Source organism: Paenibacillus glycanilyticus (genome assembly GCF_030161375.1).
GTDB lineage: Bacteria > Bacillota > Bacilli > Paenibacillales > Paenibacillaceae > Pristimantibacillus > Pristimantibacillus glycanilyticus_B.
Genome location: NZ_BSSQ01000004.1, coordinates 287,305 through 311,959, shown reverse-complemented (window position 1 = coordinate 311,959; position 24,655 = coordinate 287,305). Strand labels below are relative to the sequence as shown.

At 51.7% G+C, this 24,655-nt stretch carries 21 protein-coding genes; 2 read left to right on the top strand and 19 right to left on the bottom strand.

The genetic code is table 11. The features are described 5' to 3' along the window. Nucleotides 1-32: 32 nt before the first annotated feature. The 7 genes from yhbY to QQK89_RS05900 all read right to left on the bottom strand — a co-directional run bounded on the left by yhbY (nucleotide 33) and on the right by QQK89_RS05900 (nucleotide 7,539). On the bottom strand, nucleotides 33-341 hold the full coding sequence (gene yhbY / locus QQK89_RS05930) for a ribosome assembly RNA-binding protein YhbY (RefSeq protein WP_284237564.1): 309 nt from the start codon (nucleotides 339-341) through the stop codon (nucleotides 33-35). Between the two features lie 53 nt (nucleotides 342-394). After that, a complete protein-coding gene (gene aroE / locus QQK89_RS05925) occupies nucleotides 395-1,270 on the bottom strand; it encodes a shikimate dehydrogenase (RefSeq protein ID WP_284237563.1) in 876 nt (291 codons plus the stop codon). Between the two features lie 22 nt (nucleotides 1,271-1,292). Further along, entirely contained in the window at nucleotides 1,293-2,417 is a 1,125-nt protein-coding gene (yqeH, locus tag QQK89_RS05920; protein ID WP_284237562.1) for a ribosome biogenesis GTPase YqeH, read from the bottom strand. Then, a complete protein-coding gene (locus tag QQK89_RS05915; protein WP_284237561.1) occupies nucleotides 2,414-2,938 on the bottom strand; it encodes a YqeG family HAD IIIA-type phosphatase in 525 nt (174 codons plus the stop codon). The genes yqeH and QQK89_RS05915 overlap by 4 nt, the downstream gene beginning before the upstream one ends. Before the next feature lie 137 nt (nucleotides 2,939-3,075). Further along, the gene (locus tag QQK89_RS05910) at nucleotides 3,076-5,337 is read right to left on the bottom strand and encodes a DUF4129 domain-containing transglutaminase family protein (RefSeq protein WP_284237560.1); all 2,262 of its coding nucleotides are present in this window, start codon (nucleotides 5,335-5,337) and stop codon (nucleotides 3,076-3,078) included. After that, nucleotides 5,334-6,578, bottom strand: coding sequence for a DUF58 domain-containing protein (locus QQK89_RS05905; RefSeq protein ID WP_284237559.1), 1,245 nt, complete (start codon nucleotides 6,576-6,578; stop codon nucleotides 5,334-5,336). The genes QQK89_RS05910 and QQK89_RS05905 overlap by 4 nt, the downstream gene beginning before the upstream one ends. A 4-nt stretch (nucleotides 6,579-6,582) precedes the next feature. Then, nucleotides 6,583-7,539, bottom strand: a complete 957-nt coding sequence (locus QQK89_RS05900) for an AAA family ATPase (protein ID WP_284237558.1) — start codon at nucleotides 7,537-7,539, stop codon at nucleotides 6,583-6,585. A 266-nt stretch (nucleotides 7,540-7,805) separates the two neighbouring features. Between QQK89_RS05900 and mprF the strand changes: the two genes are divergently transcribed. Continuing rightward, nucleotides 7,806-10,433: a bifunctional lysylphosphatidylglycerol flippase/synthetase MprF gene (mprF, locus tag QQK89_RS05895; RefSeq protein WP_284237557.1), complete on the top strand. Its 2,628-nt coding sequence runs from the start codon at nucleotides 7,806-7,808 to the stop codon at nucleotides 10,431-10,433. 57 nt (nucleotides 10,434-10,490) lie between these two features. Here mprF and spoVAE (QQK89_RS05890) read toward each other — a convergent pair whose 3' ends face one another. The 7 genes from spoVAE (QQK89_RS05890) to QQK89_RS05860 all read right to left on the bottom strand — a co-directional run bounded on the left by spoVAE (QQK89_RS05890) (nucleotide 10,491) and on the right by QQK89_RS05860 (nucleotide 15,250). Further along, nucleotides 10,491-10,841, bottom strand: coding sequence for a stage V sporulation protein AE (spoVAE, locus tag QQK89_RS05890; protein ID WP_284237555.1), 351 nt, complete (start codon nucleotides 10,839-10,841; stop codon nucleotides 10,491-10,493). Nucleotides 10,842-10,848: 7 nt separating this feature from the next. Next, nucleotides 10,849-11,862: a stage V sporulation protein AD gene (gene spoVAD / locus QQK89_RS05885; protein ID WP_284237554.1), complete on the bottom strand. Its 1,014-nt coding sequence runs from the start codon at nucleotides 11,860-11,862 to the stop codon at nucleotides 10,849-10,851. Between the two features lie 2 nt (nucleotides 11,863-11,864). Then, on the bottom strand, nucleotides 11,865-12,359 hold the full coding sequence (gene spoVAC, locus QQK89_RS05880) for a stage V sporulation protein AC (RefSeq protein ID WP_284237553.1): 495 nt from the start codon (nucleotides 12,357-12,359) through the stop codon (nucleotides 11,865-11,867). Nucleotides 12,360-12,501: 142 nt separating this feature from the next. Further along, nucleotides 12,502-12,852, bottom strand: a complete 351-nt coding sequence (gene spoVAE / locus QQK89_RS05875) for a stage V sporulation protein AE (protein WP_284237552.1) — start codon at nucleotides 12,850-12,852, stop codon at nucleotides 12,502-12,504. Beyond that, nucleotides 12,849-13,868, bottom strand: coding sequence for a stage V sporulation protein AD (gene spoVAD / locus QQK89_RS05870; RefSeq protein ID WP_284237551.1), 1,020 nt, complete (start codon nucleotides 13,866-13,868; stop codon nucleotides 12,849-12,851). The genes spoVAE (QQK89_RS05875) and spoVAD (QQK89_RS05870) overlap by 4 nt, the downstream gene beginning before the upstream one ends. 2 nt (nucleotides 13,869-13,870) lie before the next feature. Continuing rightward, nucleotides 13,871-14,356: a stage V sporulation protein AC gene (spoVAC, locus tag QQK89_RS05865; RefSeq protein ID WP_434481627.1), complete on the bottom strand. Its 486-nt coding sequence runs from the start codon at nucleotides 14,354-14,356 to the stop codon at nucleotides 13,871-13,873. A 33-nt stretch (nucleotides 14,357-14,389) separates the two neighbouring features. Further along, nucleotides 14,390-15,250, bottom strand: coding sequence for a DUF421 domain-containing protein (locus tag QQK89_RS05860; RefSeq protein WP_284237550.1), 861 nt, complete (start codon nucleotides 15,248-15,250; stop codon nucleotides 14,390-14,392). A gap of 193 nt (nucleotides 15,251-15,443) precedes the next feature. Between QQK89_RS05860 and QQK89_RS05855 the strand changes: the two genes are divergently transcribed. Then, entirely contained in the window at nucleotides 15,444-15,650 is a 207-nt protein-coding gene (locus QQK89_RS05855; RefSeq protein WP_284237549.1) for a DUF1657 domain-containing protein, read from the top strand. A 692-nt stretch (nucleotides 15,651-16,342) separates the two neighbouring features. Here the strand turns inward: QQK89_RS05855 and QQK89_RS05850 are convergent. From QQK89_RS05850 to QQK89_RS05830, 5 genes are read right to left on the bottom strand one after another with little or no spacing between them, the layout of a single operon-like run. Further along, the gene (locus QQK89_RS05850; protein WP_284237548.1) at nucleotides 16,343-18,187 is read right to left on the bottom strand and encodes a DUF2264 domain-containing protein; all 1,845 of its coding nucleotides are present in this window, start codon (nucleotides 18,185-18,187) and stop codon (nucleotides 16,343-16,345) included. Next, entirely contained in the window at nucleotides 18,178-19,341 is a 1,164-nt protein-coding gene (locus QQK89_RS05845; RefSeq protein ID WP_284237547.1) for a glycoside hydrolase family 88 protein, read from the bottom strand. Before QQK89_RS05845 ends, QQK89_RS05850 begins: the two co-directional genes overlap by 10 nt. Before the next feature lie 12 nt (nucleotides 19,342-19,353). After that, complete coding sequence (locus QQK89_RS05840) at nucleotides 19,354-21,186, bottom strand: hypothetical protein (RefSeq protein WP_284237546.1); 1,833 nt, start codon at nucleotides 21,184-21,186, stop codon at nucleotides 19,354-19,356. 12 nt (nucleotides 21,187-21,198) lie between these two features. Next, a complete protein-coding gene (locus tag QQK89_RS05835) occupies nucleotides 21,199-22,797 on the bottom strand; it encodes a response regulator transcription factor (RefSeq protein WP_284237545.1) in 1,599 nt (532 codons plus the stop codon). Further along, a complete protein-coding gene (locus QQK89_RS05830; RefSeq protein WP_284237544.1) occupies nucleotides 22,790-24,601 on the bottom strand; it encodes a sensor histidine kinase in 1,812 nt (603 codons plus the stop codon). The genes QQK89_RS05835 and QQK89_RS05830 overlap by 8 nt, the downstream gene beginning before the upstream one ends. Nucleotides 24,602-24,655 lie beyond the last annotated feature (54 nt).

Sequence of the window (24,655 nt, the reverse complement as noted above, 5' to 3'; positions counted from 1 at the left end):
ACGCTACCTTCCTCTTTTGAATAAAGGGGCTATTACTTCGCAGCCTTGGGCAGCTCGATTTTACGGTTTTTCTCTTCCGTCGCTCGTTTGTACAGCACAATCGTTTTGCCGATTACTTGTACCAGCTCGGCGCCTGCAGCTTCTGCCACTTCCGCTCCGATTTCTTTCGGATCGTCCATGCAATTGTTCAGCACCGAAATTTTCATTAATTCGCGCACTTCAATGGCCTCTTCAATATGGCGGACCAGCTGTTCGTTTGTACCGCCTTTACCAACTTGGAACACTGGCGTCAGGTGATGGGCCAGCGATCTGAGGTGACGTTTTTGTTTGCCTGTTAACATAGTTGTTCCTTCTTTCATCTCTATAGGGTTGTCATTCTAGTTAGTACTTATTATTAGACCAAGGACTGCAATACCGTCTCGCGCATTGCCGCGACCGGAGCCGATTGACCTGTCCAATATTCAAAAGCGTAAGCCCCTTGATAAATAAACATGCCAAGTCCGCCGTGAACGCGGCAGCCTTGCTTCTGCGCATCGAGCAAAAACTTGGTACGCAGCGGATTATAGATCAAATCGCTTGCAACGGCGCCGGGCTTGAGCCAAGCCGCATCTACCGGACTGGCATCCACATGCGGATGCATGCCAACGGAAGTCGTATTGATCACAATATCCGCTTCCTCGCACGCGGCCTTAAGCCCGTCACCCGCAACAGCTCGTACCTCCGCAACAGTCTCGAATGCCGCAGCTAGCTCCTCCGCACGCTCGACCGAACGGTTCGCAATCGTAATGGAAACAGGCTGCTCGCCGGCTAGCGCATAGACGATGCCGCGGGATGCGCCGCCTGCTCCAATAACGACAATTCGTTTACCGGCCAGATTCGGCTCCGCTTCTTCCTTAAGAGAGCGGACATAACCGATACCGTCCGTGTTGTAGCCGATCAATCTTCCGTTATCGTTAACGATCGTATTGACCGCCCCAATCGCTTGCGCGCCGGCGTCAATCTCATCCATATACTTCATAATATCCAGCTTATGGGGAATCGTCACATTAACGCCCCGAATGCCCATCGCCCGAATAGCCGCGGCGAAATCTCCGAGTTTGTCCGGGGCAATATGGAAGGCCATGTAGGCACCGTTAATCCCCGTCTCGCGAAATGCGCGATTCATCATAATCGGCGATTTCGAATGTCTGATCGGATCGCCGATCACGCCATACAACACCGTTTGGCTGTCAATCCGGTTTCCCGTAATCCCATGGTCGCTTACCGTCAATGTTCCCGTTCCCCTCTCTCGTCTATACAAGCGAATCGCGAAGCAGTACCTTAATCCCCTTAGGCGCATAAATATCTACAATCGCCCCGGATGTTCCGTTAGCTTGAATCCAGCCAAGACCGGAAATGAAGACGTCCTTCTTGGTGTTGCGCGGAATCCGGATCGAATGGCGAGTCCAAGCCGGCATCTCGTCCAATTCTTCGGGCGAAGGCCCTCCAAGCAGCTCGCCGCGGTGTTCCTTGTACAATTCTTCAGCCCGCTCCAGCTTTGTACGATGCACGTTCAGCGCATTCGAAATGTACAGCGTGAACGACTGGCGTTCACCTTCAACAAAGTCGAACCGCACCAAGCTGTTAATAAACAGCGACTGCTGATCATTTAATTGGTAAACAAGCGGTTTGATCGGCTTATCCGGCAGCAAGGCTTGCAAAGTGCCGCGAGGTACGATTTCAGTCATCCGGGTCGGATAAATAATGCCCGGAGTATCGATAATCGATTTGCCGTCATCGAGCGGAATATGGACCGCGTCGAGCGTTGTTCCCGGGTAACGGGAAGTCGTAAGCTCGCGTTCCATATCGCTGTAATCGCGAATCAGCCGGTTAATCAAGGTCGATTTGCCGACGTTGGTCGCGCCAACGACATAGACATCCCGGTCATGGCGATGATGTTCCAGCGCTTCAATCACATGATCGAAGCCGATATTGCGTTTAGCGCTGCACAGAACAACGTCCACCGTGCGCAGCCCTTCCGCTTTCGCTTGCTTCTGTACCCAGTTCCGAAGACGGTTCAAGTTAACTGCCTTCGGCAAAAGATCGATCTTGTTCACAACGAGCAAGACCGGATTATTGCCTACAAACCGCTGCAGGCCGGAAATCAAACTGCCCTCAAAATCAAATAAGTCGACAATATGGACAACAAGGCTGTCCGTCGACCCGATGCTGCCAAGCAGGCGCAAGAAATCATCCTGGTCGACCGTTATCGATGAAGCTTCATTATAATTACGAATGCGGAAGCATCTTTGGCAAATGACCGGTTCGCGGTTTAATGCCGCTTCGGGCAAATAACCCGACTCTTCCGGACGTTCCGTCTGGAGCTTTACTCCGCAGCCCGCGCATGCATGCGACTGACTATGCTGCTCTTCTCTCACTTTGTATCCTCCTCATACCATGTCCCTTTTTTGCGTACGCGAGAAAGAACAAACCGTTCAATTCTCCTGTTCACGCGGGTCATGATTCCTTCGTCAGCAGGAGCGATAGGCGTGACCAGAATCGTATAAAGTCCCATACGTTTCCCGCCAAGCACATCCGTTAACATCTGGTCGCCGAGCACAACGGTCTGCTCCACAGGCAGTCCCAATACGCTTAGCGCTTTATGGAACGATTTGTTCGCCGGTTTGCGTGCGGCATGAATAAAAGGAATGCCCAGCGGATCGGCGAATTTGGACACTCTCGTCCTATTATTATTCGACACAATCACAACTTTAAAGCCATATTCCCGAACTTGTGCCAGCCATGTCGTAAGCTCTGGTGTCGCAAGCGGCTCGCGCGCTCCAACGAGCGTATTATCAAGATCGGTGATAATACCGCGGACACCTTTGTTGTACAACTCGTCCAGCTGTATATCGTACACCGAATTTACGCGTAAATGCGGCAATAATCTCTCGAACATCTTGTCTTTGACCCCTTTGCTCTTCGCACTTCTCCTGCTATCTTACGAAACTATACCATATATTCGGATTTTGTTGCAAAGAAATACCGCTCGCGTGCAGCGAGCGGCTTAAGCTTACCTCATGAAAGGATATCTTATCATAATTCCTCTTTGATCGCTTTTATCTTCAATATAAAACGGTCAGTATCTGCGCCGGTAGACTGTACGCTGCTGTATTTGGCCCGCTCGAAATCATCCACTACCTCATGGAATAACTGATTCAGCCGTTTATGGCTCGGCGACCACCGCTGGATCGCTTCGCGCAATGTCTCATGCTCCTTGCGGTCGTAACCTTTGCGCCGGCACAAGCGGAGCAGCTTTTCGGTCTCCCATACAATCCGGTCATTCCCGCCGTACGAACGGTACCTGGAACGGATCCAAGGCAGGCGAATGAACGCCAGAAGCAGCAAGGCAACGACCACGACAGCTGCCGCGATCCAAATAATCGCCGAATAATTCGTTCCGGCCTTGTTATTGGCAACTTCCTCTGTCACCGGATCCGTCTTCACTTCGGGAGAAGGTGTCGGCAGCGCTTCCTGCTTAACTTCGGTAACCGAATACGGGAAAGTAAATCCAGCCGTAGGTTCAAACGGAATCCAGCCATAGCCGTCAAAATAAATTTCCACCCAAGAATGGGCATCCGAGTTGCGTACCGTATACGTACCCGCACCATCCGGATTCAATTCCGCTCCGGTTGGAATCCCTCCGGCCTGCGGCACATACTCGGAGGCCGGCAGCACGCCGGGCGCGAACCCTTTGACCCAACGTGTCGGCAAGCCGGCGGACCGGGACAATACAGCCATCGCCGTGGAGAAGTAATCGCAGTACCCTTCCTTCAGCTCGAACAAAAATTGGTCAACGAAATCCTTGCTGTCACCGTTCAGCTTCGATTTATCAGGCTTATTCGTATATTGGTAATTCGTGCGAAGATAGTTCTCGATCAACTTCGCTTTATCGTAATCATCCACCGCGCCGGAAGTTATGGTCATGGCCAAAGCCCGTACGCGGGAAGGCAATGACTTCGGAAGCTGCAAATAAGCTTTCGTTTCGGCGGGATCCGAGAATTCCGCCTCGGTCTTGCGAAGTCCTTCTTCATCTAATATAGGAACTTCCGAAGTGACGGAATAGCTCTGCGGGAATTTCCGCTGCGGTTTGTCGGACCAGATCAGCTCCTGCTCATTAACCGCCCATTTCAAGCTTTTTGGCAATACCGTTGCATCCGGATCGTCTACCCAATGAACGGAAGTGATCGGCGAAGCCGCGAACAAAACCGGGTAATTATCATTCTTGGCCATTTTGACTACTTGATCAACCTTTATCGTCTCCGCCTTATCCCGGCTTTCGATCAAAGGAAGCTCCCAGTCTTTCCCGACCGAAGCGATTCGTTCGCGATTTGTCTCATCGTTAACTTTCCAACCGGCTCCGGTATACTCCGTCTTCGTCTCGCCGCGCCAATAACTGCGATGGGAAGTCGTAATGGTCATGACCGGCGAGTAATCAAAATCAAATCCGCCGCCAAGCTGGGAATCTTCCCGCCCGTAACCGGAGCTCGAGTCGCTGCTGCTTACGTCTACGGGAGCCTCGATTCCTTTATCCCCTAGAAATACATTAACCTTCTCGCCTTTAGACTCTTTCCACACCGTGTATGGATCTTGAATGACGGGCGAAATGGAAGGCATCAGCACGCCTGCCGTCATCAGCAGGGATACGACAACAACAATCGGCAACATCAGTTGAAGCGGATATTCGATCAGCTCTTTCCAGCTTCCCGGATGTTGTCGCTCCAGCTTATGCAGATGATTGGCAACGAGCCATAACAAGCCCAATAACACAACCCATGCTACCTCATCCCATAACCAGATCGGGGTGAAAGAATCCGCAATCGTCAGAACGAGAATATTCACGCTGATAAAACCAAACAAGCGGGGTCTTGTCTTTATCCATTGGTCAAATAGCAAATATATAAGCAGTAATGCGCCGCTAATCCAAATCATAGGATGAAGTTGCTGCGCATAACCCCAAATCGTCCGGAACGAATCGTTAACTGTCCGCTCCTGCTCGGGCAAGGTCAACGTTACTTTCTTGAAATCAACGAAGTAGACCGTTGACAGAGCAGCAAGCACAACTTGCGATACGATTCTTATTGCCCGCATTCGGCGCGGGAGCAGCCAATCCACGGCAACGGCTAAGAGCAGCGTTGAAGTGGCGGCTGCCATCGTCTCTTCCCACCAGTACCCTTCAAAAATCCGCAAAGTGTTGATGACGATAAGAGCTATAAATAATTGCGAAAGCTTCATATACCAATCCGAAACAACGACTATACGGCGGACAAAAGCTGAAACTCGCGATAATAGGCTCATGCCCGGCCTCCTTCCAGAACAGCCGGCAGCTCTTGCAGCTGTTTCAGCTCGAATAAAGACCAGCCTTTGCTGCGGATCATCAGGCGCGATTGCTCTTCCAGCCGTTTGACGCCGCCAATATGCATCAGGCACGGAGTTAATCCTTTGCGCGACAGCCATTCCATGGACAGGATCGCTTCTTTGCCGGAGGTTCCGCTAATGATAATCGCGTAGGAGCCCGGTTCCAGCCGCGAGTCGGCTGCCATCACGGATTTGTACAAGCCTTGCTCCGCATCCGCGTCCACAAACGTTAAGTGCCTCAGCAAGACGTTGCGCTGGTCCACGCCGGACTTCGGCGGCAGCATCGTCAGCTTTTTCCCGGAGGACATTAGGCCGATAGCCGTATCGCCTTTTAGCCCGCTGTCGATGAGCGAAGCCGCGGCTGACACCGCCAGCTCGAATTTGTCCATCGCCGGGGCCGGGTAGTCGGCCGAGTAACGATCCAGAATGATAAGAGTCCGGGGCAACGATTCCCGCTCGAACGCTTTCGACTTCCAATCGCCTGTCTTCGCCGTCGCATTCCAGTGAATCCGCGATAACCGGTCCCCGTACAAATACTCCCGTACCCCGTTAATTTGCGTCGTTTCTTTCGCGGCGCGCGGGGCAACCGCATGCGAATATGGTCCACGGAAACCGCTCTGGATACTATGCCATTGACGAAGCGGTATGATTTGCGGAAGAACGCTGAATACCGCCTCCGAGCCGAAGGAGCCCGAATGCTCGAACAAGCCAAAAATATCATGGGAGATACACTCCGTGGAATCGAAGCGGTATTCCCCGCGCTCCAGCGGCGGTGTCTGGTACAACACTTCGCCGGCCCTCTTAAAGTTAGGAACAAACGAGGCTTCGAACTTAAGTTGTTGTCCGTTATGCCGAAGCAGCTTGTCTCTTAAGAGAACGTAAGGAATCGGGTAAACACCCGGAACCTTTACCGTTAGCTGGACATCGAGCGTACTTCCCGCCGTCAAGGATTGGTCGCTAAGCGCCGCTGCGCCGCTTAGGCGATAGCTGCGAATGCCGGATACCTTGCTGATTCCGCTCCATCGCCCTAGAACGAGATATAGCAGCAATACGTTTAGGATGACAAATAACATGAGTGCTGTTTTACCGCCTTGAAATAATAAATAGAGCAAAGCGGCTCCATAAATGAACGCGATTAGCCTCCATCGTTTACGGGTTTTCATTCCCTTCACCGCGCTCATCCGATCAACGCTCCAGTCTGACGGGAACCTTCGTCTTCTCCAACACCTCGGCAATTATATCTTCGGCTCTTAAGCCGTTCATCCGCGCTTCCGTCTGTAGAATCAGCCGGTGGGCAAGAACATGGGCCGCTAATTGCTTGATGTCGTCAGGGGTAACAAAGGTACGCTGCGCAAGATACGCGCTTGCCTTGGCCGCACGGGACAGAGCAATAGCCGCGCGGGGGCTTGCGCCAAGAAGAATTTGCGGATGCGTTCGCGTCGCGCGGACAACCTGAACCAAATAGTTGCCAACGGCCTCATCCATATGAACCGCAAGCACCTGGTTTTGAATTCTCTCGATATCGTCAATCATCGTAATCTGCTCGATCCGGTCCGACGGATGGCCGGCTTCTCTTGCCAGAATCATTCGTTGTTCATCGGCTTCATTCGGATATCCAAGCGATAGCTTCATCATGAAGCGGTCAAGCTGGGCTTCCGGCAAAGCATACGTTCCGTCGAAATCAATCGGATTTTGCGTTGCAAGCAGGATAAAAGGAGCAGGAAGCATATAGGTTTCGCCGTCGACCGTGACATGCCCCTCTTCCATTGCTTCAAGCAACGCGGATTGCGTTTTGGTCGTAGCGCGGTTAATCTCGTCTGCGAGCAGAACATTGGTCATGACCGGACCGGGACGGAAAATAAACTGCTCGTGTTTGGGATGGTAGATCGATACGCCGGTAATATCCGTCGGGAGCAAATCCGGGTTGCATTGAATGCGGCGGAACTGTCCGCCGATGGTTTTTGCCAGCGCTTTCACCAATTGGGTCTTGCCCGTGCCGGGAACATCCTCGAGCAAGACATGGCCGCCCGCCAGGACGGCTATCATCAAACGTTCAATTTCGCTTTGTTTTCCGAGAATACAAGCATTCAGGCTATTTAGAATCGAAGAACATAATTGCATATCAGCTAGACGGGTTTCCATGAATACATACCTCCTGCGGAATAATGAGTGCATAAAAAAGGGGATTTAGTACTATTTTACAGCAGTACCTTCAGCTAGCACAAATGAACGAACTGCCGAAAATAATTGGAGGATTCCACATAGACCTCATGCCGCTCGCCGACAAGAGGAAAAGTGGGAATTGCCCGGTCCGTGTGATATATTGGCAATATCCTTACTTGTAGACGAACGTACAACCAAAAAGGTTCTGTTCGAGTAAAACATTCCCGTAAGAAGGTGCCAAACGTTTGCTGAATCATCTATCCCGCTTTACTAACCGGTTCAAAAATGTATTCAAACTGCTGCTCCCCGTCGCCATTCTTCTCTTCCTGTACACCCAAACAAGCGGTTTCATCAAAGAAATCAAACCGGCAGCCGCCTTGCATTTGCTGAAGCATCTGCACTGGATCGACCATATCCAGCTTGCCGCAATATGTTTCCTTGCGGTAGCGGTCATGTCCGGGTATGACTTTCTATTAATCAAATGGAATCAGGCTCGAGTGCCTAAGACGGCCGTATTCAAAATTAGCTGGATCGCCAATTCCTTCAACAACGCTATGGGATTTGCAGGATTAACCGGCGCAGGCCTCCGTGTCACGCTTTACCGCAAATGGGGACTTCAAGGGCCAGCCTGGCTCCGGTCGCTGGTGTATCAATCGTTGTCGGCGCTGACCGGCTTGTCCATTCTGGCCATTATGCTGCTCGCGGGCATATGGAATGACCATAGCCTGCTTGCCCATCATCTGTGGCTGTATCTGGCTGTCATTCTAATCGCGGCCTATGTTGTGATCTTCGCCTCGCTCGGCAGATTGCCCCGGCTGCGGAATTTGCTTGGACTGGCCGATAAGGAGCAGGAGGAGGAATTGTCTTTATCGAAACCTCCGGTTCTTCGCATGATCGCGACATCGTTTGCGGAGTGGCTGATGGCCGGTTTGTCCTTCTGGCTGATCGTCCATTTGATGCACCTGGATATCGGACTGCGGGAAGCGATGAGCATCTTTGTCGTTGCCGCCGTTGCCGGCGTGGCAAGCTTTGTGCCAAGCGGTCTAGGCTCCTTCGACGCCATCGTCCTGCTTGCTTTCCAGCATCTTGGCTTATCGCCGGATCAAGGGCTAGCCGTACTTGTGCTCTACCGGATCTTTTATTGCTTCCTGCCATGGGCAGCCGGATTAGCGCTAGCCACAACGGAATGGATACCGGGCAAGGAACGGTGGACACAAACGCAGGAGCAAGTGTTGAAGCCGGCCATCAAACGCTGGCATACGGTGTGGAATTGGCCTAGCCAATCTGCGGTACTTAGCGATATCAGCACATGGGCGCTGTCGGCGCTCGTGTTCATAAGCGGCATTCTGCTGTTGCTATCATCCGCCACGCCGGGCAGCTGGCACCGGATGCATCTGCTCGAGCAATTCGTTACGCCATTTACGATGAAGGGCTCCCATCAGCTGGCCGTCCTCATCGGCCTGCTTATGCTGATGGTGTCCGAAGGCATCCGTTTCCGCGTCAAACGGGCTTATTTTCTTGCTATGGTCCTGCTCATTGGCGGGACATTCGCTCTAATTCTGAAGGGCTTCGAGTACGAAGAAGCGATCTTCCTGCTGTTTGTGTGCTTGCTCTTATGGCTCTCCAAGGACAGATTCAACCGGAAAGAGGCCATCTTCACCTTGCGCAAAACAATCGGATGGGCAGCCATTTCGCTGATCGTTATGGTGCTCTATCTTTCTCTCGGATTATCCACCAACGAGCTTCCGCCAGGGCTACTTCACCATGCCAAATGGTATGAACGCTATACGCTGAAAGACGAAGATCTGCTGCGGGAAGGCATTGTTGCCCTAACGGTGAGCTGGATTCTGCTTACGGTGAGACGAATCTTTGTGCCAAGCCTTCCTCCCGCCCCGCCGCCGGGGCCGCAGGATTGGGAGAAGCTGCAACGGCTGCTCGAGCAGCATCCCGGCAATTATCTCACCCATCTGCTCTACATGGGGGACAAAAGCTTCATGTGGACGCCCGACCATAAAGCGGTGCTTGCCTATGGCCGCATCGGCAAAATACTCGTTGCGCTCGGCGACCCGATCGGCGATCCGGCGTCCATACGGCAACTCGTCAGACAGTTCCGGGATTATGCGGACCGTTACGCGGCTACGGCCGTCTTTTACCAGGTCAAAGCGGATCAATTGCCGGTCTATCACGAATACGGCTACCGATTCTTCAAGCTTGGCGAAGAAGCTGTTGTCGAGTTGGATAAATTCCAACTGTCAGGAAGGCGCAAAGCGGACTTGCGGTCAGCCTGCAACAAATATGAACGGAACGGCTTTACGTTCGACATCCTGAAGCCGCCTTTCTCAACCAAGCTGCTTGCCGAGCTGAAGGAAGTATCCGATGAATGGCTGGATGAGGACAAGGAAAAAGGCTTTTCGCTTGGCAGCTATAATGAAGCTTATCTGGAGCTGGCACCTGTCGCCGTTCTACGGGATAACGATGGCCGGGTTGCCGCTTTTGCCAGCATCATGCCCGTGTACGACAACCACAAATCAATCTCCATAGATTTGATGCGCCATCGGGACGGACTTAGCGGCGTAATGGATGTCTTGTTCGTTCATTTGCTTCAATGGGCTAAATCCGAAGGGTACGAAGTATTTAATTTGGGAATGGCGCCTCTCGCAAGCGTTGGGGAATCGGTCTACGCCTACCGGGGAGAGCAGCTAGCAAGATGGGTATTCCTGAAAGGAAGCCATTTCTACGGGTTTCAAGGCATCCGAAAGTTCAAGGACAAATTTGATCCTGCGTGGGAGCCCCGTTATCTGGCCTTCCCGCAAAACGGCTTATTCCTGAAGCTGATTATTCAAGTGACGCGATTGATTTCGGGTAAAAAATAAAAAAGAGGTGTCCCATCGTCATCTTCATTTCATGACTTAAGGGACACCTCTTCCTATTTATCCCTTCGGACGAACGACTAGCGCCGCCAGGAAAGAGAATATAATCGCGGCGGATATGCCCGCGCTTGTCACTTTGAATATGCCCGAGATGACGCCAATCCAGCCGGAATTCTCAAGCTCGGTAAGCGCTCCATGTACAAGCGCATTACCGAAGCTTGTAATCGGGACGGTTGCGCCTGCTCCGGCAAAATCAACAAGCGGTTCATACCAGCCGATCCCGTCAACAATAGCCCCCACCACAACAAGCGTAGCCATCGTATGCGCAGGGGTTAACTTGACAACGTCAAACATCAGTTGGCCAACGACGCAAATCGCTCCGCCTACTACAAAAGCCCATAGAAATTGCATCTTCTGCTTACTCCTTTCCGCCGCTGATCGCAACGGCATGCGCGATACAAGGAATGCTCTCTCCCTGTTGGAAGGAAAGCGGGGACAACAACGCGCCGGTTGCGCAAATCAACACGCGTTTCAGCTCTCCCTTGGCGACTTTCTTCAAGATATGGCCGTAAGTAACAACAGCGGAGCAGCCGCAACCGCTTCCCCCTGCTTGTACCTTCTGCCGGTTCACGTCATACACCATTAACCCGCAGTCTTTAAACGTCGTGTCATCCATCGGCACGCCGTCACGCATTAAGAGCTCCTTAGCGAGCGGATGGCCAACGCTGGCCAGATCGCCCGTGACGATCAGATCATAATCTTTCGGCGTCCGGCCGGTATCGTTGAAATGCGCTTGGATTGTATCCACGGCCGCTGGCGCCATCGCCGCTCCCATATTGAATGGATCTTTGATTCCAAGGTCGACAACCTTCCCGATCGTCGCGTATTCCACAACCGGGCCTTCGCCGGATGCCGCAACAACGGCGGCGCCGGCGCCGGTTACCGTATATTGCGCCGTCGGCGGCTTCTGCGAGCCGTATTCCGTTGGGTAACGGAATTGCTTCTCGGCCGTGCAGTTGTGGCTGCAAGTTGCTGCGATCACATATTGACCGGCCCCCGAATTGACCATCAAGGACGCAAGCGCCAGCGACTCCATTGACGTGGAGCAGGCGCCAAATACGCCGATATTGGGCACGCCTAACGTTCTTGCCGCAAAGCTGTTGCTTATAATTTGATTCATCAGGTCCCCGCCGACATAAAATTGCAGCTGCTCTTTGGCAATGCCAGCATTATTCAGCGCAAACTCCGACGCTTGCTCAAGCAGCAGCCGCTCGGCTTTTTCCCAGCTTTTCTGCTGCATGTCCAGCTCCGGATGCACCAGATCAAAATCCGCGGCAAGCGGACCGTCCCCTTCATCGGGACCTACAACGGTAGCCGCCCCGATAATGACCGGACGGTTCTCAAACTTCCATGTTTGTTTTCCTTGCAGCATCGTTAATGAGCACCACCCGTACCAAAGATCAGATGAGCGATGCCGACAAAAAAGGCCGCAACCGTGCCAAACACGATAACCGACCCGGCCAGCTTGAACATATTGCCGCCTACGCCAAGAACAAGCCCTTCGCTGCGATGTTCCAAAGCTGCCGAACACATGGAGTTGGCGAACCCGGTAACCGGAACGGCGGAACCGGCGCCGGCCCACTGCGCGATTTTGTCATAGACGCCAGCGCAAGTCAGGATGACGGAAAGAATAATAAGCACGGCTACCGTCGGATTGCTCGCCTCCTGCGGCTTCATCCCGGCCAGATGGATAAAGAGCTGCTGGATCGCCTGACCTAACAAGCAGATCGTGCCGCCCACAAGAAAGGCGCGAATGCAATTGCCGAATATGGAACGCGACGGTTCGCGTGATTTGGCAAAAGCTTGATATTCTTTTGGCGACATGGACATTTTGCGGTATTTGCCGCCTCCAGCGCTTTTTACGGCCATAACGTTACACTCCTTTATAGGTACACAAGCTATGTACATTATTTGTAAATGGAAGAAAGGATATGTATGAATGGTTGAAATGCGCAAGCAGGCGCGCTACAAAAAACCGCAGGCGCGAGGCATGCGGCTTCATTCGTACAATTTATCCTTTTGGCTTCACAAACAACGCAGCGATGAAGGAGAAGATGATCGCGGCGGAAACCCCGGCGCTTGTTACTTTGAAGATGCCCGTAATAATGCCAATCCAGCCCGTCTTCTGCATCTCGTCCAAAGCGCCGTGAACGAGCGCATTCCCGAAGCTAGTAATCGGAATGGAAGCGCCGGCGCCGGCAAACTTGATCAGCGGGTCATAGATGCCAACGCCGTCTCCGATCGCCCCAAGCACAACGAGCAACGTCATCGTGTGGGCCGGCGTCAGCTTGAACACATCAAAGCAGATTTGGCCAAGCACGCAAATCGCGCCGCCAATGAGAAATGCCCATAAAAAAATCATTGCTGCCTCACCTCGTTTTCGATGGAAACCGCATGCGCGATACATGGAATCGTCTCGCCTTGCTGGAATGAGATCGGAGACAATAAAGCGCCGGTCGCAACGACCAAAATCCGGTTCAATTCCTTCTCGCGCAGGCGCCGTAGCAAATGGCCGTAAGTGACCGTTGCCGAACAGCCGCAGCCGCTGGCTCCGGCTTGTACCTTCTGTTTCTCGTAGTCGTACATCATCATGCCGCAATCCTTGTAGACGGTCTGGTGAATCGGAAACTTATGTTTCTCGAACAGCTCATTGGCAATCGCATAACCAACCTTGGATAAATCACCCGTTACAATCAGATCATAATAACCGGGTTCGATGCGCAAATCACGGAAATGGGCTTGAATCGTATCGACTGCCGCCGGCGCCATTGCCGCTCCCATGTTAAACGGATCCGTAATTCCCATATCCACAACCCGGCCCATCGTGGCTGAAGTGACAAACGGGCCTTTGCCTTGTTCGGTCACGATGCTCACGCCTGCGCCCGTTACCGAGAACTGCGCCGTCGGCGGTTTTTGCGAGCCGTATTCCGTCGGGTAACGGAATTGCTTCTCGGCAGTGGCATTGTGGCTGCAGGCGCTCGCCATCGCATATTTGGCCGATTTGGAATTCACCAGGTTTGCCGCAATCGCAAGGCTTTCCATAGAAGTTGAGCAGGCGCCAAATACGCCGATGTATGGGATTTGAAGCGTTCTTGCGGCAAAGGTCGAGCTGATGATCTGGTTCATCAAGTCGCCGCCAATCAGGAAGTTGATGGATTCCTTCGTAATCTGCGCTTTCTCGATCGCCAGGTTAGCCGCTTCTTCGAGCAAGGTCCGTTCGGCCTTCTCCCAGCTGTCCTGACCAAGCCTAAGATCGCCGTGAACGATATCGAAATCTTGCGCCAGAGGGCCTTGCCCTTCGAACGGGCCAACGATAGCAGCGGCTCCTGCAATGACGGGATTATTTTCAAAAAGCCAGCTTTGATGGCCTTTCAGCATAATTAATGCCCTCCTCCAACGGCGTCCGGGTTAAAGATCAGGTGGACGATGCCAACAACAAAAGCCGCCACTACGCCAAATACGATAACGGGGCCGGAAATTTTGAACATTTTGCCGCCTACGCCCAGTACCAGCCCTTCGCTCCGGTGCTCGATCGCGGCGGAAGACATCGTGTTCGCGAAGCCGGTTACGGGAACGGCCGATCCTGCCCCCGCCCATTGGGCGATTTTATCGTAGACCCCCAAGCTCGTCAGAATAACGGAGAGCATGATCATAACCGCAACGGTTGGATTGCTGGCCTTCTTCTCGTCGAAGCCTGCCCAATGCACGAACATTTCCTGAATGGCTTGGCCAATAATGCAAATTAATCCGCCAACGAGAAAAGCTTTCAAACAGTTCATCAATAGCGGCCTTTTAGGCTCGTGTTTTTTGGCTAATGCCTGGTATTCCTGCTGAACAGGCGTGAACTTCTTGTTCTTGCTCGACATGATACATGCCTCCTCCAGTATTGAATCATCGAATCAGTGATGGAGCAGCGGCTTCATCTCCGTAATAACCTGCCGCATTTCTTGGGCGCATCGCTCGTACATATGTTTGGCATCCGTGTTTTTCGTCGACAGTCCGAATAGTTCGAGGTCTGCTTCGATTTTTTTGAGCTGAGCATACAACTCGGCTTTGAGCTGCGGCTGCGGAACCTTGATATGATCGTCAAACAGATCGACGTAGAGCTGACGGTACGCATCTACTTGTCCGATAAACACATTGTCGGGTGTTACGCCGATTTTCTCGAGCTCCGTAGCAAGCCATCTGCGGTTTAGTCCGATCGTGGACAAAGGCTCGTCCATAATTTTGCCGTCCATGATGACCGTCTGAGGCTCATGCTCGGGCGCAACCTTGATGCCGAGATGCGCAGGGGTGATCGGTTGATTTTCCCTGGTCAGCAGCACGCTAAGATCTCCGCTTGGCTCCATAATGGCGAACTCGACGTCCGCCAGACGAAAGATGTCTTTCTTGCGCAGCTGCTCCAGCAGCTCATCGGTAGTTAACCGTTCCTTCTTGAGGTTATCCTCCAGCACTTTGCCGCCTTTCACGAGAACCGTCGCTTTGCTGTCGATCAAGTCGCGGGCACGCTTGCTCTTTAATTGTAGGAACTCGATAACGACGGAAACGGCAACCCAGACGCCTAGAGAGATCAGTCCCAGATACCAAGTCGCTTCCAGATCAAGCGATACGTAAGCAGCCAGGTTGCCGATCGAAATACCGGTAATGTATTCGAAAAATGAAAGCTGGGATATTTGCCGCTTCCCTACGAGCTTCGTAAGCAGGAAAAGAACAAATATCGACAGTAAGGTGCGTAGAGTGATCTCTAACCAGTCCTGCACAATGCTTATCCCCCTGTCGCTTGTTTCTACGTTAAGATTATTTGTCAAAAAGCCCACAACAACACGAATAACCATTTTCCACAGCAGGAAAATGGTTCAGGAACATGTGGATTTTATTTCCATGGATGGCAAAAGTCAAAGCCTGCCATATTAGTTTTGTTGCCAGTTCAAGTTCGTGAGGGAGGTGTTAGAGATGACCGTAGCATCCGATGTAAAAACATGCGTCGCTTCTCTGAAAAGCGCGCAAGCAAGCCTGGAGCAGTTCGCTCTGTCGACGGAGAACAAATCGGCTAAGCAAATGTTCGAGCAGGCTGCCCAGCAAACGCAAACGATCGTTGATCAAGTAGCCGCGCGCGTCCAAGAGCTTGAGAATGAAGAGCCTCAATATATAGGTTTTTAAGGACGGAGCATTTAAACAGAGCATTTAAACAGAGCATTTAAACAGAGCATTTAAACATAACATTCTGGGAACTGAGCATTTAAATGTTCTTCCGATCGCCATTGCTCAGGGATTCCTTCTAATTGAATTTGGAATGGAGGGAATCCCTGAGCAAAAGCGAACACTTCGTTTCTCCAGAATCATTTAAATGCTCCGTCCATTCGGGGGAGACGAGAAACGGCCGTGCGATTGATCCGCACGGCCGTTTTTTTATTAGAAGCAGAAAACAATAAAACAACAAGAAGCACATAAAGGCTAATAAGGTTTTTAAGGACGGAGCATTTAAACAAAGCATTCTGGGAACTGCGCATTAAAATGTTCTTCCGATCGCCATTGCTCAAGGATTCCTTCTAATTGAATTTGGAATGGAGGGAATCCCTTCACAAAAGCGAACACTTCGTTTCTCCAGAATCATTTAAATGCTCCGTCCATTCGGGGGAGACGAGAAACGGCCGTGCGATTGATCCGCACGGCCGTTTTTTTGTGATTAAAAGCAGAAGAACAATAACACTACAAGAAGCACATAAAGGACTAGTACAAAGGTCGTTATGGATGGCCTGCGGCCAGCTGATGCTGTGATGCTTTTCATTGGCACTCCCCCAGGTAGGCTTCTGCCAATAGCGTATGCAGCTTGGGCGGTTGCGGTTCATCTTTTATACAGCAACGATGATCTCCTTGCCTAACGGACTGACTGCCCGCACCCGATTACCTTCCAAATAGACTTGGACTCGTTGGCGCCAGCCATCCGGATTAACCGGTTCTTGAGCTCCCGGTTCTCCGTACACGGCGATTATTAATAGATGCAAGCCGGGTTGCAGCTTTGTTTGAAGCGTTGGAATGGCCGTCCGCTCATGCATCAGATTCGTATTCGCCTGGACAGAAATCCATTCCGCTCGTTCATAACCTATTAGGCTTGTAATTCCGCTGCCTCCAAAGCCGGTCAGGCCACATACGCTGCCGGTTGTTTCACTGACGGACAGCGACGCGTCAAGCGGAAGGGCAAAACCTCCTTCTGCCGCATCCAGAGCTCTCGCCGTTTCGATCCGGTGAATTCTGACATGCCAAGGCAATCCGGCAATTAAATGAGTCGTCACCGTTACATCCCGCCAAGGTTTCCATATGGAAGTCAGCACATCGCCGTCCAAGTTTGTTGCCTCGTTGTTCCGGCGAACGCGGTATAGGTTGTCTCCTTCACTCAAGGCGAGCATGGAGTCGTAAGCTCCTTGGGACAACCCCCATTCCGCACGGGGAACACTGAAACCAAAGGATGCGGAATAAACAAACTTTTCGTATTTGGCCGATGAATGGGTATGATCGTTAGTACTCCGGTGTCCGGCATTAAAGGCGGCAACATGGTCGCGGTTGTTGTCTCTGCAGATAACCACATGCGGCGCATGTTGGACGGACACATCGGTTAGCTCCGGCAACGGAAGCTCTTCCGCCAACCAGAACGGATGATCATCCGGCAAAGCCAGCGGCAGAAAAGCTTTAAACGCCCAATAAACGGAGCCCGGCGCATTATAGTTTTCGGCCATAATTAGATTCGGATAGCGGTAACCTACCGTTAATAAGCCATCCGGCGAAAATATCGGCTGGCGAAGCCACCAGCGGAGATGACGCATGTACAATCCCTTTATGACTCCAAGTTCGAAAGGCTGTACACCGGCAAACGCATACGCCCCCCATACCGCTCCTTGGGCAAAACGATAAGTCAAGCTTCGCCCATACGGAACAGCTCTCCCGTCTTCCGTGAACCAATTCGCAAATTGCCCCGCAAACAAGGCAGCACGTTCCTCGAAGCGCGCGGACCGTTTCGGATCTTCTTCCTTCATCAGAGCCGCATAAATCAGTCCGCAATAATGGAATGCAAGCGGGACGTAATAATCGCTGTGACCGTTCGTCCCATCCTCATACCAGCCATCCTCCAAATAAAACTGTTCCAGCCGGTCCAGATTCGCTTCAAGCTGCTCCTTCGCATACGGGAGGCCAAGCTTATAGAAGCCTACATTGACGAGTACGTGGAAAAACAGCCAGTTGCAATCATGAACCTTAAGCGAGTTAATCTGATTCAGCCAGTCATAGAAATGCTGCTTCGCCTCCGCGCTGAGCGGTTCCCACATGCGGTGGGGAGCAATCGCTAAAGCGAGACCGAGAGAAGCCATCTCCACTAAACGCTGATCATAATCTGCAGGTATCCCCCAATATTCCTTGTGCCCCGGATTCGTTCCGTTGGTTATTCCTCTTAGGACTAGCTGCAGCAAGTCTTCGTCAACATGCCCACTGCCTGCCGCAAGTGGCGCCAGCCCCCAAATAATCCGCGAGAAACCTTCCATCTGGCTAATGTCAGGCGATTGGCCCGCACCCGATCCAGGCAGCTCCAGCCGTGCTCCGCCCGCTGAATAATAAGGCAATAGCGGTTTGGTTAACTGTCTGAACGCCCGCTCCAAGTCCGCTTTGCTGCAGAGCGGGTTATCCGCAATCGGCAGCTTTACTCCCATGGGATAGTGACGTCTCCTCTAAGACGCGCCAATCCTTCCACGAAGAAATAATCGCCGTAAATAAGCGGTACGTCCATGTTTTTGCGTTCCGGATAATGGCTCGTCCCGTGCAAAATAAGTCCTTCTTCCTCGTCTTGGCCAAACGCCCCGTAGTTCTCATACAACGATCTCAGAATCCGCTCGCCGGCGCTGCGGTAACCGGCCGCTTCAGCGGACGGCACCAGCTCGGACAGCAGCAGCAAGCCGCATGCCGCGCAAGCACCCGCCGAGGAATCGCGCAGCGCTTTCGTCTCTTCCGGCGCGCGGAAGTCCCATACCGGCACGCTGTCTTCAGGCAGCTGCGACAAGAAGAAATGGGATACCTGTTTGGCCGTGTCCAGCAGTTCCTGACTGCCTGCGTGCTTGGCCGCCAAAGTCAAGCCATATACCGCCCATGCCGTTCCCCTTGACCAGGCAGATTCCGGTCCGTAACCTTGTCCGCCAATATATTCCGCCACTTCGCCAGTCTGCGGGTCGAATCTTACAATATGGCGAACCGAACCGTCTTTGCGAATAAAATGGTTCCTTACCGTTTCCATATGGGCTTCCGCCACTTGCTTGTATCTAACGTCGCCCGTCTCTTTGGTTGCCCATTGCAGAAGCGGCACGTTCATCGCGCAATCGATAATCGCCCAGCCGCTGTTGTCCTCCCCGGCGCTCCATGGGTTCCACGCGCGGATGAAATTGCCTTTGAGATTAAAGCGCCCCATCAAATAGTTGGCTGCTTTCAGCGCTCTTCTCTTGGATAACTCCCCGCCATATTGCTTATAATTAATCACGCTAGTTAGCGTCCACATAAATCCGATATCATGGTCGAGTCGGTCATAACCGTCCAGCACCTCATCGAGCTTGAGCTCGCATTCTTCCGCAATCCGGCGGAAAGGCAGATCGGCATTCCCCTCTCCTTCATGCAGAAGCCATAGCAAACCCGGCCAGAAACCTGCCGTCCACCAATGCGTCGCTTCCAGCACATATTGGCCGCCTTGGCTGGCATGCGGAAATTCCGCGCCAATGCGAGCGCTCGTTCGCAGCACTTTTTGCACCGTTTGATTCCAAGCTTCATTCACCCATGGTGCCGTTTCAAGCTGAGTTGCAGCAGTCGTATTTATCGTCATATATGATTCCACCTATGCTTGAAATTTGAAATTCAGATTAAAGGCATGATTCAAGGATGTAACGTCTGTCGAATGAAGGGATATGCGATAATAGCTTTCTTGCTCGCCTGAATGATTAGAGTAGAACCGTTCTTCATAGGAAACGTCCAGCAGACGAGGTTCATACGACAATATCGCGGTATGCCGGCTGCCCGTCAGTGCAATGCGACCTTCCGCCAATACGACCGGTTTACATTTGCTCACGATCACTTCCGTAATCGGTCCGCCCTCTTCATGGAATTGGAACGTATCCGTCAGATCAAGCTCCGGAACAAGACCCGCTTTGCGCCAAGTGAACTTGCGATCGCAGGAAGCAAGTCCGCTGCCTGGGTAACAAGCAGCCATATCAAGCTCGAACCGGTCTTCCAGCTCGCCGTTTTCCACCTGCCGGACGACTGCTGCTCTTGTTCTTCCAACCGATTGAAGTTGTCCTTTGACCATAGGCAAAGAATGGCCTTGCGCTCCGTTGCAGTCAAAGCCGTATCTGCCTTCGCCGAAATATTGCGCGGTGTACTCCCCGCTCCCTAAATCAACGGCAAACGCCGGATCGTCATCTGCAATGAGAATAAAGTGACCCACGTCAATATGGTTATGGGGCTCATCGTTATGGCCGCCTTTGGCGGCAAATCCAAAGCTGCCTGCCGTAGTAGTAACCCGTGATACTAACCACTGGGCATCCGCCAAATACGAGCTGCCGCTTGTCCAGTCCAACTGTCTTGGCGCATCCGGCCTATACCATACCAGATTGCGCAAAGCGTGGGCGAACCGGCTGCAATGATCGTCCGTAAAACCGGCACGGATAGATATTGGCGCATAACTGACTCCGCTTATCTGAGTCGCCAAATAATCGGACAAGCCCATGTTTACGCTTACATGATGAGCGGCATCCGAGAAGTTGGCCGGACGATTCCGCACCAGATACGCTTTTTGCTGAAAGCTTGCGATTGTCCTGACATGCCCGGAATCTAGCAAATCCGCCTTGCCATCGGTTCTTCGTTTCAGAAGATCGGCAAAATAAACGAAATATCCAAAGCCATAATTCCAGTAGCCCGGTCCTTCGGCACAAGCGCCATCGTCTCCAAATCCGGATAAATAACAGTCCATCGTCCTTACAGCGCGGTGAATGATCGCGGCTCTGCGCTCTGACTCCAGCTCCAGCAGCAACGCTGCCGAACCAATCGATCCTGCGCATACCGCGGCCCAGTTATGATCGGCGGTCTCCCAATGGTACGGCGGATATTGTTCGTCCAGATAGTTGGCAAAGATTCTGCGTTCAATCTGCTCGCTCATCGCTTCCCGAAGCGCCGCCGGAAGCGATAATTCCGTAATCGCCAATATTTCGGCTAACGCAAAGCCGGTCTCGGATGCAAACAAATCGATGTGGCGTTCGAGCGACTGCCCTCTCATATGAGCCGGCAAGCACCAGGTTTGCTCCTCCAGAACCGCTTCGATCGTCTCTATCAACGCTCCGCGGTATTCGGATATTTCCGGAAAAAGACAATGCAATAGAGCAAACGATGTCAATCTGCTCCTGCGCTCGAAATACAGACCTTCATAAATAAGCCGATTGCCGTTCAGTTCAAACAGATCATATATTTCCTGCGTCAACTCGGGAATCGGACGGTCAAGCAACCTCTCGCCTTCCGCTTGAATCTCCCTAATCAAGTCCGCATACAAGGGGGATGACGCCATGCCGCTCCAATCCGCCTTGTTCCCGGAGTACGTGTAGATTCGGCTGTCTGCCGCACGCAAATTGTCCAGCGAAGCTTCCAGGACATCTTTCTCCCAAATGTCGATGATTCGCAACTTTCTCTCCTCCTAACCGCGGTATTCGGTTGGCGTTAAGCCGGTCTGCGTCTTAAATGTCTTAATAAAATAACTTTGATTATCATAGCCGAGCATCTCGCAAATCTCGCTGACGTAATAATTCGTCTGATCGAGCAATTCTTTCGCTCTTTCAATCTTCTGGTCGGTGACATACTCAATAAAGGTTAAGCCGGTCTCCTTTTTGAAAAAACGGCTGAAATAACTTGGATTCATATGCAGATGGGCCGCTACTTCTTCCAACGAGATCCGTTTGCCTAGATTCAAAGAGACATATTTGCAAGCTTCGGATACTTCGCGGCGTTTGCTTACCGGCAAATCTCTGGCAACAATATACGATTGCAATTGGGACCCAAACCACTCGAACAATCCCCATAACGAATCCAAATTAACGATTTCTTTGTGCAGCTTCTCAGCCGTCATCGCCTGTGACGCAAACAACATCGCATGAAGCTTCAGGCGCATGTCGATAAGCAGCTTCAGCACCCAATCCCGCACTTCTTCCGAGGTGTACCGTTTGCTGCGGACATGATTCTCCCACGTGCCGGCCAATGATTCAATCTTCTTGCCGTCTCTTGCAACCAGTGCTTCCCGGATTTCCGCCGCAGCCTGATCGTACTTAGCAAGCAAGCCAGAATTAGACGTTACCGCCTCCTTCTGCCATTTGGCGATTTCCCCTCGGGACAAGTAAAACCGCTGCTCATCCGCTTTCAGCAAATTGCACAAAGCCTGCTTGAGCAATTGGGGGTTGTCGCAGCTTGTTCCGATCACGAAGGCCATTTGAATTTTGAGCACTTGGCCAAGCGTCCGCTGTACCTTCTGTAGACTGGTTTGCACTTGATCGTATACATTTTGCTTAAGCCCTGGCTTAAACGAGAACAGAAGCAAGGATTGTCTGCTGCTGTAGCCGATATGAATGGCGTGAAGCGGCAGTTCTGACAGCAGCTCCTCCATTACGTTGCTAATGGCAAAATGCAGCGTCTGATCCGAGTCGAACCGATGTTTTATCATGTTGTAGCTCTCAATAAATCCGGCTACCGGCAAACATAATTCGCCGGGCTGAAATAACCCGTACGACCCGAAATCCCGCTGCCATTGTTCCGCGGAGATGAGCGGCTGCTGAACAAATTCGCGGAACAATTTCTCCTTCCGCAGAACCTGTGTTTCGCTAACCACTTGTTTCATCCGGTTTTGTTCGGACAACAGTTGGCGTTCGCCGTCAAACCCCGTTTTAAACTTCTGCAGAAGCTCAACCAATTCCTCCGGATCAAGCTGGTCCTTCAGCAAATAATCCTGCACGTCAAGCCGCATCGCCTGCTGGGCATATTGAAATTCGCTATGGCAGGACAAGATGACAATCCGTACCGAAGGATTTAATTTTTTTGCTTTTTGCGCCAATTCCAAGCCATCCATCTTCGGCATCCCGATATCCGTCACCAGAATATCCGGCGCTTCCTCCTGCATGTGTTCCCAAGCCGCGAGGCCATTCTCATGTTTGCCGCATAAGGAAAGACCCAGCTTCTCCCATTCTACCACTTCCGATAACAGCTCAATGACCGGATAATCGTCATCCACGAGCATCACTTTATACATGAGGACGCCCCTCCTCCCGAACCGGGATATGCATCATAATTCTTGTTCCTCTATCGCTATCAACGGTTATACGGAAGGCATCGCCAAACATAATCCGCATCCGCTCCGCTACATTCGTTACTCCAATGCCGGACAATCCCGGTCCTCTCGAGCGCTCCGTTTCCTGTACCGGCTCCATGCCGGTAGCGGTTAACCTCGCCCTCAGCCTATCCAATGCTTCTTTCTCTATTCCAATCCCGTCATCTTCTACCGAAAGTTCAAGGAAATAATCCGATCGCTGCGCGACAATCCGGATAATGCCCGCGCTTTGATTCAAACCGTGAATAAGCGCATTCTCGACGAGCGGCTGCAAAATAAACCTCGGCACCAGAATGTCAAAGCAATTGACATCCACCTCGACAACAAGTTGGACTTCTTCCTTCTGACGAAGATTCATCAGCTCTACATAATGCGTCAGCAGCTCGATCTCTTCATGCAGCAGAATGGCGTCTTCGTCCCGGCTGATCGTCATGCGCAAGAGCTTGGATAAGGACGCGATCATCTTCGCGCTGTCTTGATCGCCGCCGCGCATCACTTTCATCCGAATCGAATTGAGCACGTTAAATAAAAAATGCGGATTGATCTGCGCCTGCAGCATCGCAAGCTCGGCTTTGCGCTTTCTAGCTTGGGTAAGCGACACCTCGCTGATCATCTCTTTAATGCGGTCTAGCATTTGGTCGAACAGAAAACCCAATCTCCCGATTTCATCCGCTCCCCGAATACTCGAACGAACTTCCAGATTTCCCCGCTGCACGCTGGAGGCGACTTTGCCAAGTTTGATGAGCGGCTTCGTTAATTGCCTCATTAAGAGCAGCAGCAATACAAGAAAAGCGATGAAGGAAATGATCTGGAATAGAAATACCCGGCTAAAAATCGAGCTGATGTTCACGATCGCATCCTGATAAGGCTCCGTTGCTACCAGATGCCAGTCATTAAAAGATAAATCCGCCGTCGTCAGCAGAAGTTTCGTATCTTCGTCTTTAATTATGGAGGAGCCCGCACGGGGATCTCTCTCCGTCATCTGCCTGCTGTAATGGAAGGTTTGATTCACTTGATTCTTATGAGGAGAAGACAAGATCTTCCCGTCGCCATCCACAAGCAATACCTCTTGACTACCCGTCAGACTGCCCAAAATTTTGCTGAATTTGTTCTCCAACATCGTAACAATGACATAGCCGTATATTCGGGTGCTGTCAAACCGGAGTGTCCTCGCCACCGAAATTTGATATGGACTTGTCACTTTGTCATAAGGGAAAATCGTCGGCGACGTGCTGACCCAATAAGACTGCAAGCCCGACAGCTGCTTCAGATTGTTGAACCACGGCTCTTGCTGAAAGGTCAAAGGATCTACTTCATCCTTGGAATAATTCGTGAACGTCTCCCCGTTCGTCAGAATAATCGTAATGTAGCTCTTCTCCCCGATATACGTTAACGTCTCCAGCTGCTGCATAATCCGGTTGGTTGCCGTAAACTTCTCGTTGAAATCAAGGTCGGCATTAAACATCTTAATGAAGCTGGATTTCATGTCGGAATTAACGGTGAGGTAGTTTGCGGTGTTCAGCATGCCTTGGAACAAATTATTAATCGAGCCGTTGACCAGCTGCATGGAATCGTTTGCATTTTCCTTCGCCTGCTGCTCAACGGCTTCACGTGTCAAAGAGTTATAGATCAACATCGTTAACACCGCGGGAATCAGAATACAAATAACCGCCACAAGCGAAAGTTTGCCGCGCACAGAGTGAATATAAGACCGGATGCGGTACATTCCTGATGCCCCCCTTAGAGAAGAAAAGGGGGACAGTAACTCCCGTCCCCTTTG

What these genes read in the sequence shown, in the direction of transcription:
- spoVAD (WP_284237551.1), bottom strand. Translation starts at nt 13,868, where the DNA reads ATGCTGAAAGGCCATCAAAGCTGGCTTTTTGAAAATAATCCCGTCATT.
- QQK89_RS05845 (WP_284237547.1), bottom strand. Translation starts at nt 19,341, where the DNA reads ATGACGATAAATACGACTGCTGCAACTCAGCTTGAAACGGCACCATGG.
- spoVAD (WP_284237554.1), bottom strand. Translation starts at nt 11,862, where the DNA reads ATGCTGCAAGGAAAACAAACATGGAAGTTTGAGAACCGTCCGGTCATT.
- QQK89_RS05900 (WP_284237558.1), bottom strand. Translation starts at nt 7,539, where the DNA reads ATGGAAACCCGTCTAGCTGATATGCAATTATGTTCTTCGATTCTAAAT.
- spoVAC (WP_284237553.1), bottom strand. Translation starts at nt 12,359, where the DNA reads ATGGCCGTAAAAAGCGCTGGAGGCGGCAAATACCGCAAAATGTCCATG.
- yhbY (WP_284237564.1), bottom strand. Translation starts at nt 341, where the DNA reads ATGTTAACAGGCAAACAAAAACGTCACCTCAGATCGCTGGCCCATCAC.
- QQK89_RS05905 (WP_284237559.1), bottom strand. Translation starts at nt 6,578, where the DNA reads ATGAGCGCGGTGAAGGGAATGAAAACCCGTAAACGATGGAGGCTAATC.
- QQK89_RS05855 (WP_284237549.1), top strand. Translation starts at nt 15,444, where the DNA reads ATGACCGTAGCATCCGATGTAAAAACATGCGTCGCTTCTCTGAAAAGC.
- spoVAC (WP_434481627.1), bottom strand. Translation starts at nt 14,356, where the DNA reads ATGTCGAGCAAGAACAAGAAGTTCACGCCTGTTCAGCAGGAATACCAG.
- QQK89_RS05910 (WP_284237560.1), bottom strand. Translation starts at nt 5,337, where the DNA reads ATGAGCCTATTATCGCGAGTTTCAGCTTTTGTCCGCCGTATAGTCGTT.
- QQK89_RS05850 (WP_284237548.1), bottom strand. Translation starts at nt 18,187, where the DNA reads ATGGGAGTAAAGCTGCCGATTGCGGATAACCCGCTCTGCAGCAAAGCG.
- QQK89_RS05915 (WP_284237561.1), bottom strand. Translation starts at nt 2,938, where the DNA reads ATGTTCGAGAGATTATTGCCGCATTTACGCGTAAATTCGGTGTACGAT.
- spoVAE (WP_284237555.1), bottom strand. Translation starts at nt 10,841, where the DNA reads ATGCAATTTCTATGGGCTTTTGTAGTAGGCGGAGCGATTTGCGTCGTT.
- QQK89_RS05835 (WP_284237545.1), bottom strand. Translation starts at nt 22,797, where the DNA reads ATGTATAAAGTGATGCTCGTGGATGACGATTATCCGGTCATTGAGCTG.
- QQK89_RS05830 (WP_284237544.1), bottom strand. Translation starts at nt 24,601, where the DNA reads ATGTACCGCATCCGGTCTTATATTCACTCTGTGCGCGGCAAACTTTCG.
- spoVAE (WP_284237552.1), bottom strand. Translation starts at nt 12,852, where the DNA reads ATGATTTTTTTATGGGCATTTCTCATTGGCGGCGCGATTTGCGTGCTT.